Annotated in this window: 11 protein-coding genes; 9 read left to right on the forward strand and 2 right to left on the reverse strand. The window is 39.3% G+C overall.

What is annotated here, in order from left to right; all coding sequences use genetic code 11:
- The first annotated feature begins 58 nt into the window (after nt 1-58).
- Genes NT175_03955 through NT175_03965 form a run of 3 tightly spaced genes read left to right on the forward strand, consistent with a single transcriptional unit; the run spans nt 59 to nt 2850 of the window.
- A complete protein-coding gene (locus NT175_03955) occupies nt 59-688 on the forward strand; it encodes a DUF47 family protein (GenBank protein ID MCX6233864.1) in 630 nt (209 codons plus the stop codon).
- On the forward strand, nt 681-1679 hold the full coding sequence (locus NT175_03960; protein ID MCX6233865.1) for an inorganic phosphate transporter: 999 nt from the start codon (nt 681-683) through the stop codon (nt 1677-1679). The genes NT175_03955 and NT175_03960 overlap by 8 nt, the downstream gene beginning before the upstream one ends.
- A 55-nt stretch (nt 1680-1734) precedes the next feature.
- Nucleotides 1735-2850: a hypothetical protein gene (locus tag NT175_03965; protein MCX6233866.1), complete on the forward strand. Its 1116-nt coding sequence runs from the start codon at nt 1735-1737 to the stop codon at nt 2848-2850.
- Between the two features lie 212 nt (nt 2851-3062).
- Here the strand turns inward: NT175_03965 and NT175_03970 are convergent, their stop codons facing one another.
- Entirely contained in the window at nt 3063-3842 is a 780-nt protein-coding gene (locus tag NT175_03970) for a T9SS type A sorting domain-containing protein (GenBank protein ID MCX6233867.1), read from the reverse strand.
- Nucleotides 3843-4371: 529 nt separating this feature from the next.
- Between NT175_03970 and NT175_03975 the strand changes: the two genes are divergently transcribed.
- The 4 genes from NT175_03975 to NT175_03990 all read left to right on the forward strand — a co-directional run bounded on the left by NT175_03975 (nt 4372) and on the right by NT175_03990 (nt 9578).
- Nucleotides 4372-4875: a hypothetical protein gene (locus NT175_03975; GenBank protein MCX6233868.1), complete on the forward strand. Its 504-nt coding sequence runs from the start codon at nt 4372-4374 to the stop codon at nt 4873-4875.
- A 49-nt stretch (nt 4876-4924) separates the two neighbouring features.
- A complete protein-coding gene (locus NT175_03980) occupies nt 4925-5440 on the forward strand; it encodes a hypothetical protein (protein ID MCX6233869.1) in 516 nt (171 codons plus the stop codon).
- Between the two features lie 12 nt (nt 5441-5452).
- A complete protein-coding gene (locus tag NT175_03985) occupies nt 5453-5938 on the forward strand; it encodes a methylglyoxal synthase (GenBank protein MCX6233870.1) in 486 nt (161 codons plus the stop codon).
- 178 nt (nt 5939-6116) lie between these two features.
- Nucleotides 6117-9578: a T9SS type A sorting domain-containing protein gene (locus NT175_03990; GenBank protein ID MCX6233871.1), complete on the forward strand. Its 3462-nt coding sequence runs from the start codon at nt 6117-6119 to the stop codon at nt 9576-9578.
- A gap of 165 nt (nt 9579-9743) precedes the next feature.
- Here the strand turns inward: NT175_03990 and NT175_03995 are convergent, their stop codons facing one another.
- Nucleotides 9744-10037 carry a hypothetical protein gene (locus NT175_03995; protein ID MCX6233872.1) on the reverse strand — a complete coding sequence of 98 codons (294 nt, stop codon included), beginning with the start codon at nt 10035-10037 and terminating at the stop codon, nt 9744-9746.
- A 133-nt stretch (nt 10038-10170) separates the two neighbouring features.
- Here NT175_03995 and NT175_04000 point away from each other — a divergent pair, with 133 nt between their 5' ends.
- Both NT175_04000 and NT175_04005 read left to right on the forward strand, forming a co-directional pair.
- Complete coding sequence (locus tag NT175_04000) at nt 10171-11265, forward strand: T9SS type A sorting domain-containing protein (protein ID MCX6233873.1); 1095 nt, start codon at nt 10171-10173, stop codon at nt 11263-11265.
- A gap of 2 nt (nt 11266-11267) precedes the next feature.
- Nucleotides 11268-11861 carry a hypothetical protein gene (locus tag NT175_04005; GenBank protein MCX6233874.1) on the forward strand — a complete coding sequence of 198 codons (594 nt, stop codon included), beginning with the start codon at nt 11268-11270 and terminating at the stop codon, nt 11859-11861.
- The last annotated feature ends 50 nt before the right edge of the window (nt 11862-11911 follow it).

The following is an 11911-nucleotide window of genomic DNA, read 5'->3' on the forward strand; positions in this document are numbered from 1 at the left end:
ATGTCATCAACAATACAATGGCAAATTTTTTACTTTTGCTTAAAAAAATGAATGCATTATGGCTATAAGTTTCTTCCCAAGGATCATTAAATTTTTTGAATTGTTTAAAAAGCAGAATAACATTCTGTTAGAAAGCTCATCCCTGTTAAGCGATTTATTCGGGGATTATACCAATATCTCTGAGAAATGCGGGAAGATCATAAAAAATGAACTGGCGGGGAATGATATTTCAAAGGAAATAGCAAAGTCATTATCGCTCACTTTTATAACTCCTATAGACAGGGAAGATATCTTTGCGATCAACATGGCACAGGAGAACGTTTTAAATTCCATACGTGCCATTGCGACGAGGATCGGTCTGTATAATTTTGAGAATATCAGGCCGGGAGCTTTAGATCTGGTCCAGAAGATGAAAACAATACTTGAAGAAATTTCTGTCATGCTGGGCACATTGAGCACCAGAAAAGATGTTGAACAATCCACTAAAAAAGTTAAGGAGATAAAACTTGAAGCCGATATGATGTTGCTTGTATCTCTTGGTGAGATCTACGAAAATCCTGCTGAAAATACAAAGGAATTACTGAACCTGATCAAATGGGCACATATTTACGACCGAATTGAAGAAGCCCTTGCAAGTACAGAATTTTTAGCAAATACCATTGAGGGAATATCTTTGAAAAATGCCTGACATTCAAATTCTTTTAGTCTTAATTATTCTGATTGCCATCATTTTTGATTACACAAATGGTGTTCATGACAGTGCCAATGCCATTGCGACAGTTGTATCGACAAAGGTGTTGTCCCCGCGACAGGCGGTAATGATGGCAGCAGTGTTGAATCTTCTTGGCGCTTTTCTGGGAACGCATGTTGCATCGACCATCGGAAAAGGTATTGTCAATGCTGAAATGATTGCTAATAATCAGGTACTCATCCTCGCCGCACTGGTGGGGGCAATAATCTGGAACCTGATAACATGGTTTTTCGGACTTCCTTCCTCATCTTCACATGCCCTGATTGGTGGGCTGATTGGCGCAGCGATTGGGTATAAAGGCTGGGCATCGCTAAATTATTCAACCATCATTGATAAAATAATCATTCCGCTCTTCATGTCGCCTATAGCAGGATTTATTGGTGGTTACCTTTTAATGCTGATGCTGGCATGGATAACTTACAACTATAAGCCAAGAAAAGTTAGCAAGATGTTCCGCAAGCTTCAGATCGTTTCGGCCGCTTTCATGGCCTTGAGCCATGGCAATAATGATGCGCAGAAGACGATGGGAATCATAACTCTGGCTCTCCTCCTGTTTCACGTCATTCCGGCCTTTGAGGTGCCTTTATGGGTAAAAATATCCTGTGCCTTGGCAATGACAATCGGTACTGCCAACGGGGGCTGGAAAATAATCAAGACAATGGGTCATAAGATCTTTAGAATGGTACCTATTCATGGTTTTGCCGCTGAAACTTCCGCTTCTCTGGTCATCATGTCTGCTTCCCTTTTTGGCGCTCCCATAAGTACAACCCATGTCATTTCCTCTTCTATTCTGGGTGTGGGATCTTCCAAGAGAATATCAGCTGTCAGGTGGATGGTGGCAGGGAATATGGTCGTTGCCTGGATTCTGACAATACCCGCATCTGCCATTGCCGGGGCGATTTGTTTTTATATTTTTAGTCTTTTCTGATGGCACATTGATGATTGCCTTTATAGCATACAGGAAATCCTGAAATAAATTATATATGAGATTCAAGTCGATATGGATGTCGTTTTTGCCCGTAATAATGGTCTGCATGATTTGTGCCGGCCAGCAAAAAACGCAGTATACCCGCTGGTCGCTTGCCGATATTATTTATGATTTTGAAGGATTACCTGTATATGATAAGCTCATAACAGGCGGACCCCAGGTTGAAAGTCTCGATTCAAAGGGTGGGGAACTTTTGCTCTATTTGACACCAAAGAGTAGTTATGATTGCAGGCAGACTTTCAGGATCGGATGGCGGTTTGATCAGGATGTCACCGACCTGGCTGAGGGACAGACTATCAACGTGGAGGTGTTCAGCTATCCGGTCATTGATACAGTCAGGGGACTGCTGGATTGCTATCGGGATGCAAGGGAAGTGCAAAGCGACAACGACTGGCTGCATGTACGTTTTACTGTTGGCGACTCAACGGGTATAGCCAGTAAGCCTGATTTATCCTTTTACTGGGAGAAAACATCCTATCTTTTCAGCCTCAGCAAAACTGTTGATGCTGCACTTGTCTATACCGGCAACGGAGTGCCGGCAGCGAGCGCTTCCGGATCTTTCATGGTCAAAGACGGTATTGATGATGCCGGCACAGACAATGCACCTTTTGGAACTTTTACATTTGAGGTCAACAAAAAGGGTGTATACTGTTTCCGTGTTGCATATCTTTTTAATGGTATGGAATCCGATATCTCTCCTCCCGGGATAGAACGGTTGCTGATGGATAAACTTGTTGTTGATCACACCATGGCAGAAGGTAGTAAGAATCCGGTGATGAGTATTTCTTTGATCGGACTGCTTGAAGATGCTGTTGGAAGGGAGCTGAAAATAGCAGTACGGTTCATGGATAGCTACCGAAAGCCATTACCCTGTTTGCACGGAGATACGATCCATTGCGAGCCTAATGGTAATTCCGTATCATACTCCCCTGTTATTTCTGTGCCAGTCCGGCAATATTATTTGCAGGATCTGAAAATTGAAATGCCTTATTCTGCCCTTAACATTTCCACCTCCCAAACCAGACATCTGGTCTCGGTGTATGCGGAAGTCTTTCTCGACGGAAATAGTATTGGTACGTCAAAATCTGCGCAGACTACTTTTTTCTGGTAGAATATCAGGAAATATATTGACTCTTTCGTGCAGTGACACTTATTATTCACCACAGTAGTCACAATAGATCACAATAGAAAAAATAATTCCCTATTGTGTCCTATTGTGGCTATTGTGGTAAAACTCATTTGTATACTATCATTTTCTTTGTGTCAATCATTCCATTTGCCTGAAGTTGATAGAAATACACTCCCGCCGGCAACCCTGACGCATCAAAAATCAGGGACAATAAATCTCCCAAAATAGTGATTCTCTTTATCGTCAACATATACTAAGTATGTGCCAGGGGGCAGATCACCAACATTGATGTGTTGTACCGGGGATATTCCGGTAAAGGTTTTCACTTTGATCCCCAATGTATTGATGATGGAAAAGGTCTTTTGTGAATGATCGCTTTTTGGGATTTCAATCGTTATGACATCATAACAGGGATTCGGATAGATCAGTAGTGAACCACCTGTGAGTTCCGGTATGCCAATATTTAACGTAGCCGTGGCACGTAGAAGAAATACACCGGGATTGGCGGCTATCATCGATAGCTTCTGCCAGGTCGTACCATCTTGGTACCAAGCGAGATCCTGAGCTGTATACGGTCCATTTTCATCGTAACCTACCCAGTTTGTGCTATTAAGAGTATTATTCCATTTCACCATGGCATAGAATTTACCTGTGAACGGGATATTGTTCACATTTACAACCACCCAGTCATCGTTTGGTGGAGTGAATAAACCGGAAGAGCCTATCAGATTCCGGGTCGAATCGAAGACATCAATACTCACCTGCGCGTTACCATGGATTTCATTTGTCACAAAGTACAATTTAAATGACTGTATAGCACCAGTGGCAGTGGGTGGGACCGGGAATTCATTGCCCATCCAGCCTATATATCCCGGATTGACAGCCCAACCGTTTTCCGAAGTGCTATCATCAAAGATATATTCGGTAGTCCCCGGAAATGCGATATAATCTTGTGTCATCCGGTTCTGATTCATTGGAGTCAGCTTTTCCGAATGAGATAAAAACTGGACCTGACTTTGAGAATTTAAGGCAATCATGATTAAAATGAGAGTCGCCGTTTGTCTGCTGCATTTTATAAAAGTTGTCTTCATTTTGGATAGGTTAGATTAACTTGTTTGATATTTGGTGCTTGAAATTTATTTGGTATCCCGGCAGAGTCGGGATTTCGCTCAGCTTCGCTTCGCTCAATTTGGTATCTGAGATTTTACTTACACAGTTAAATTTTCTATAAAAATAGGGTAAAAGATTTTTTTATGGTTTTGTCTTTCATTTTACTCAAAAATACGAATAAAATAATAGCTGGAAATTGAAAATTTTTAGTGAATTTCTAATCCAGTATGTTCAGAGAGTTTTTTCAATAGAATATAGTTCCAGTTAAAATTATATAACTTTGTTTATCAAATTGATCATTGTTCATGAATTCTGTTGATCGATTTAGAGTATTTACCAGGCAACTTTTAAAAACATGTCTGGTCTATATAATAAAATAAATAAATTTCAGTCATGAAGAGGAGATATTTTCTTTTAACCGGAATTATACCATTAATTTTTGCTGTTGGATGCCACAAAGATGATCATAATGATGAACATGCTACAATTCAGGTTGCTCATTCCGATTGCAAAGCTCTGTCGTCATCTGACAGGCAAACCGTTGCTGATAGCAATGAAAGTTGCATAGAATATGAATATTTTCTGCAGCAAAATAAATTAATTTTGAAACATATCAATGCTGGGTTTAATTGCTGTCCGGAAGATATTTATTGTACTTTGACTGTAACAAATGATACGATAAAAATCCAGGAATTTGAGCAGGCACCGCTCTGCGAGTGTGAGTGCCTGTATGATCTTGATATAGAGATCACGGATATCATTATAGGACAGTATCAGGTGATCGTTGAGGAACCCTATTGTTATGACCAGGTAAAGCTTGACTTTACTGTTGATTTGTCTGAGAATCCGAGCGGAATATATTGCGTGGAAAGAAATGAGTATCCCTGGGGATTTTAATTCCTGCTCAATATTTTCAACTTTCTTTTTTTTTAAATAGCTGAACTTTATGAAAACACGGTGCATATTGACTATCGCTCTTTGCGGGATTATTATGATGCTTTATGGACAACCACAGGCAGATACCTGGAAGCAATGGAGTTCATTAATTGGTGACTGGAAAGGTGAGGGAAGCGGTCAACCCGGCCAGGGAGGCGGAACATTTTCATTTAAACCGGACCTGGATAATAATATCCTTGTCAGGAAAAACCATTCCGAATATCCGGCAATGGAAAATAATCCTGAAATTATCCACGACGACCTGATGATTATTTACCCTGATAATAATGGTAGTCCGGTAAACGCTATTTATTTTGATAATGAAGGACACGTTATAAATTATACAATAACTTACCCTGACAATGCAATTATCCTGACGAGTGAAAAGATTCAGGGTATGCCGACCTTCAGGTTATCATATATCTTTCTTGACAAAGAAACGGTGAGCGTGAAATTTGAACTTTCCCAGGATTCGGAAAAGTTCACGACCTATATTGAAGGCAAATCCAAACGAGTCAATAATTAACTTTCAATACTTATGCCTGAACAGGAAACAACGATTGTGAAACGTATTGCCCTTGTGGCACATGACAACTGTAAAAAAGACCTGGTTGAATGGGTGGAATGGAACTGGGATTACCTAGTAAACCATACGCTTATCTGCACAGGTACCACCGGCAAGGTTGTCGAAGATGCCTTGAATGCCAAAATGGGGGAGGGACAGACCTTGAAAGAGAGCATGATCAAGCTGAAATCCGGCCCATTTGGTGGCGACCAGCAGCTTGGTGCCATGATTGCCGAAGGTAAGATCGATATCCTGATCTTCTTCTGGGATCCGATGCTGCCCCATCCGCATGAGGTAGATGTCAAAGCATTGCTCAGAATATCAGTTCTTTATAATGTTCCAACGGCTTGCAACCGCTCCACTGCCGACTTTATCATTTCATCCCAGTTATTCAAGGAAAAATATGAACCTGCTGTGAGGGATTATTCCGAATACCTCACGAGAGATTTGCCATTGTGAGAGTGGTTTAAGCGATATTGCATATATATTTATTAGCTTTGTATTATAATATATTTGATTAAACTGAATATCTTGTTTTTGTATTATTAAATGAATGCCCTATCAGCAAAAAGTTTAATAGCATAAGATAATATCATGATCATTTCTTAAGATAGAAAAGCAATAATATATTGAAAATATGACACAATCTATAAGGTCATTATTATTTCTCTTTCTTTTGACTTTCATTTATAGTGCAGGAAAAACTCAAAATATATGGTTCGTTAGTGACGCTGGTGATAATGGAGTGGGTACATTGCGAAACCTGATCTCGTCAGCAAATGATGGTGATACTATCAAATTTGCAGAATCCATTGATACGGGATATCTGACATCGGGGGAATTACTGATTGACAAATCGCTGAGTATCATAGGTAATGATGTTTGCATTATTAGGGACACTATCAATACGGTACAATTTTTCAGGATTATAAATATTTCAGACTCAGTAACGGACAATACTGTCTTTTTTCAGGGACTTCAATTTCTTTATGGCCGGACACGAGAAGAAAATATTGATATTGAACCAGGAGCAGGTATTTATATAGCGAACGGCACCTTGTTGATGAAGGATTGCATGGTGAAATACAATAAAACCGGTGATGGCAAGGTAGGAGAAGATGGCGATGATGGCGGTGGAATTTACAATTGCGGAAACCTCATCATGAATAATTGCGATATATCAAATAATCGTGCTGGAAATGGCGGCATCGGCATTCCTCAACCTCCTGATGATACTGGAGGTGATGGTGGCAATGGAGGCGCAATATATAACCGGGGCAATCTTCATCTGATAGATTGTACAATTAATTTTAACAATGCAGGACATGGCGGATATTGTTACGGACAATATCACTCAGATGCTGAAGGGGGAGAAGGCGGTTGTGGCGGGGCTGTTTACAATACAGGTGAATTACTAATTGAGCGATGTTTTTTTAGTAACAATTCTTCAGGTAATGGAGGTGGTGCAGGTGGAGATTTTTCATCACTAGCAAAAGATGGTGGTAAAGGCGGAGTGATAATTAACTTCGGTGTTTGCAATCTATTGCTTTCAGCATTATCGGAAAACTTTACCGGTAAGGGAGGTGATGGAGGAGGTGCAGTCTATGTAACAGTTCATGGAAATGGGGGGGATGGTGGCGCCATCTCGAACCATGGTGTATTTAAGGCTATCAATTGTCTGATGGCTGGGAATCAAACGGGTATAGGCGGCCATCCGACATATTCCAGATCCGGGAATGGAGGCGGGATATTCTGCGCAGATAACACAATCAGCCTGATTAATTGTACTATTGCAAAAAACAGATGCTCAAGTAATGATGATAAAATTATGAGCGGACGGTTAAGTAGCATAGGTGGAGGTGTGCAAGTTGATAATGGGCAATTAAACCTGGACAATACAATTATTGCATTAAATCTTTCAGAAAGTCACCCCGAGGGGGATGATCTGAGTGGAACAGGAATTTCAGACTATTCACTTATTACCTGTCTTCCGGAAGGAAATTTATCCGGGCAGGGCAACCTGATAGGAATATATCCATTATTTGTCAATGATACAAATTACCGTTTATCATCCAATAGCCCGGCAATAAATACAGGAAATCCCGACACATCCGATCTTAATCTACCTCCTGTTGATCTTGACAGCCTGCCCCGGATCCTGCAAAATATTGATATGGGCGCTTATGAATACCAGTATCCTATCTCTTCCGGAAGGCTCATGGTTTATCCGGATACATTAGTAATCAGGGCAGTGGGTGGACAAACGGCATTCATAGATAGCATTTTCATTAAGAATATTGGTGAAGGTAATCTTACGATTTTTTCTGTTTTATCAGAAATACCATTTGAAATAAAAAGAGCCGGTCAAACCGGTTGGGGTTATGAAATTGAGGCCTATATTCTGCCACCAAATGAAAGTGATACGGTTATGGTCAGATTTTATCCACCAGATACTGGTTATTATTTCTGTGATATAAATGTGAACAGTAACGATCCTGATTTCCCATTGAAGACCGTATACGTTAAATCATACTATTATGCTTGTCATGAATTATCGGGTACTATTGAACAGGATTCCACCCTAACTGGATGCGTATATATTACAGGAAATGTGATTGTTCCCAACGGTGTGACCCTTTACGTTGAACCTGGATGCACGGTCAAGTTTGACGGAAAGTATAATTTAGTTATTAATGGGAAAATCCTGGCATTAGGCTCATTGAATGACAAGATTACTTTTACAGGGATTATGCCCTGGGAATCACCGGAAGAACTTGAGAATTGGAGTGGTATCCTGATTCACGGTACCTCTCCTGGTCATATTGACACTGCTGTATTTAATCATTGCATTTTTGAATATGCAAATCCTGGACCGGCTGTGGATATTTCTGAATATGCACATGTCAGAATGTCAAATTCACTATTTAGATTTAACGCTGGGGGGATTTCATGTTATTCCTCAGTGCATCCGCATGATTTCTCTGATCCATTATTAGTGCTTAATAACTCGATATTTCACAACAACATTCGAGGAAGTGGTGGAGGTGTTTTTGTATATTATTCTGTCGTTTCGAATGTTCTATTTTATAATAATGTAGCTACCGGTACTTATCATTATGATGGTGGTGGGGGAGCAGCTGCATTTTATTCAACCCTAATGAATTGTACGTTTGCAAAAAATATTGCCTATGAAGGAGATGGTATTACCGGAGAGAGGTATATTCTTAGAAATTCAGTTTTTTATGATGATTGGCCATATTGGTGGGAATGGGGCGCCTCTATAACATACTCGTGCGGGAAATATTATGGATTTTCAGGGAATAATATTGATGCTGATCCTCTTCTTGTAGACCCGGCAAACAATGATTTCAGATTGTCATCTGCATCCCCTTGTATTGATAGCGGTGATCCGGATACGACTTACCCTTACTTTCCTGAATATGACCTTGATTTCCATCCACGCATCTATAATAATCGTGTGGATATTGGAGCCTACGAATATCAGATTGTATCTCCACCCCAAATCAGCATCGATACGGATGAAATAAACTTCAACAATTGCCCTCTTTTAGTTTCCAAAATCGATTCTCTTTTAGTATATAATTTGGGCACGGATCTGCTGATTCTTGATTCTGTTACGGTACCTGAAGGATATGATATCAAACAAGCAAATGGCAGTTATAAGCCTCTTTTAAAAGGAGTGGAAATTATAGGGAATCAGTATATAGCTCTGTATATACGGTTTTTACCTGAAGAAGGTAAAGAGTATAACGGTTATATCACTATTTACAGCAATGATCCGGAAGAGCCTGTTAGCACTGTATATGTTTCGGGTTATGGGGTTGATGGTTATGATGAAATAGATCCCTTACAGGTAAAAATTTATCCAAATCCAACTGGAAAAAAACTGGTAATTTCTTCTCCATATTTATTCACTTCTGTCGAATTAATTGATACACAGGGAAAAACTTACATCAGTAAGGAAGGTAACAAGAATTTCAACATCACATTGGATGTCAATTTTCTAAACAGTGGAGTATATGTTTTGAAATTAAGGAGTAAGTACCAGGTTATCAATAAAAAAGTGATTATGATGTAAGATGAAATCCTGTCTTCTGATAACTTATCTTCTTCTGCAACGATCGACTTTGCAGAACTAAAGAAAAACAATAATCGCAATAACCTGACCTTCATCGTTTTGACTGAAAATTAATCCTGTATAGTTACCAAATAAAATCCCCCCGGCTTCATATTGAGGTCTATTTCATCCTTCTTCATTGGTCCTGGCACTGAATAATTTAACAGAAAATCCTGATTGTGGTAATAAACCGGAATTTTTTACCGTCAAGATCCATATGCCGGATTGGTTAATGCTGACATTATGAGGACCTTCAATATTTAATGCGGACAAGTCATTATCAAAATAGGACGATATTTTCAGATCAGAAACATACAGGCCAATCCATGCATCGGTGGTAGGCCCCCATGTTCTGAATTTGAGTTGTACGATTTTACCGGAATAATCTGTAAGGGGAAATGATATCTCTTCACCTCCCATTATGCTCCAGTTCCCCGCTTCCAGAATATAATTCCATACAACAGTTTCTTCGTCCTCAAAAATGAGGGGTATTTGCTATGCAACTAAAAAATTTTCTATCTTTATAATATTGATTAACCTAATATATCATAAAATGAAAAAGTTCCTGGTTGTTTTAATTTTTGCCTTAATCGTCAAAGGCGGTTTTGGCAATCCGATCATCGTTTATTTCCCGGATGTTAAGATTTCTGAACTCTATTTTAACGAATCCGGTGAATGGCAGCTCGAAATATCTATATATATTCCTCAGGAATTAAGCCTTGATAGAGCCATTGATAGTCTATTTATTGAAAGCAATGCAGGCATTGTAAGAATCAAGCCCTTCCCGATAAATTCTTATGAGTTCCTGATTGTAATTGATCAGGATGACATTTTTGAACCTTTAGTAATAGATCCCGATCAGGATAATCTGATATTATACTCTTATGTGCAGGGGATTGACGAGTTTGGATATTATGGTTATTATGAGATATTTCCGTGGGAATTGAATTTTGGTTACCCTGATTCTAATATACCGGTATTATTGCCTGGACAATCAATATGTTATCGTTATATTTCATGGAGTATTTATTATTATAAGGATAACAGCCCCACACTTGGTTTCCCGAATGATACCAGTGATGCTTATGGCTATTTAAAAGGACGGTTATTTGATATAAATCTGAACGTTGTGACTAGTGGAGATTTTATTTGTTTGGATCGGATTGAGAATCTCACTTTTGATACCTTAACAGGATATTTTACAGAGAAAATCTTCGCAAAAAATTATTCTTATCATATTATTCTTCAATCCTTTGGTGGTCATTTCTATTACTTATCCACCAATAACATTCAAATCAATATGGAAGTCGATTCAACTGTCGTTCAAGATATCTATTTGCTTGATACGATTGTCGGAGTGCCTGAACCAGCCCCGGAATTTAGCCGGATATCGATAATTCCTGCGCCTAATCCCTGCCGTGATGAAACCAATTTCTTTATTAATATACCGGATGACGTTATTTATACTACCGGCTTGGTAACGCTATATGAAAATTCCGGTAAGAAAATCAGGTCAGGTACATTTTCAAGACAACAGTCATTAGCATTGCCATTCGACATACACGGCCTCCCGCAGGGCGTCTATTTTTATTCATTATCCATTGATAATAAATCTGTTAAATCTGGCCAGTTGCTGGTTGTGCGATAGATATGAAGATACACTTCAGACTTATTCTTATCCTGATCTTCAAGCTGTCATTGAAGGTTTCAAGCCAGGAAATTGAGTTCTTCAGGGAGGACCTGACATTTCAACTGGATACAACTTTTTTTACGGTCGACGGCGATTATTATTTCAGAAATACTTCGTCTCATCCGGAATATATGACTTTCTGGTACCCCATTTCATATCCTGACCGGGATTTCAAACTGGATTCGGCTTTAATTTTCGATTTCACGAATAACCAATACCTGAAACCTGCTCAAAGGACAGACTCCGGATTCTTTTTTAAATTGAATTTTTCCGGCAGGGAAATTAAGAAAGTGAAGATCTTCTACCGGCAAACGCATAATGGCAGAAATGCAACTTACATTCTGACAACCACAAAATATTGGAAAAAACCTCTTGAAGTAGCAAATTATTCATTGATCACAGATAAGCGGAGTATTCTTATTGATTCGCTTTCTTATCAGCCCGATAAGTCTTTCATGGCCGGGGATAATGTGATCTTCGAATGGAAAAGAAAAAACCTGATGCCTGATAAAGATTTTACTTTTTGGTTTCACAGAAACACAGATTATTATTGATTACTATTCATTGGTGATAAAGCTTACCGCAAGGATCAATCCGGCTGAGG

This window comes from Bacteroidota bacterium, assembly GCA_026391695.1.
In the GTDB taxonomy this organism is placed as follows: Bacteria; Bacteroidota; Bacteroidia; order Bacteroidales; family JAGONC01; genus JAPLDP01.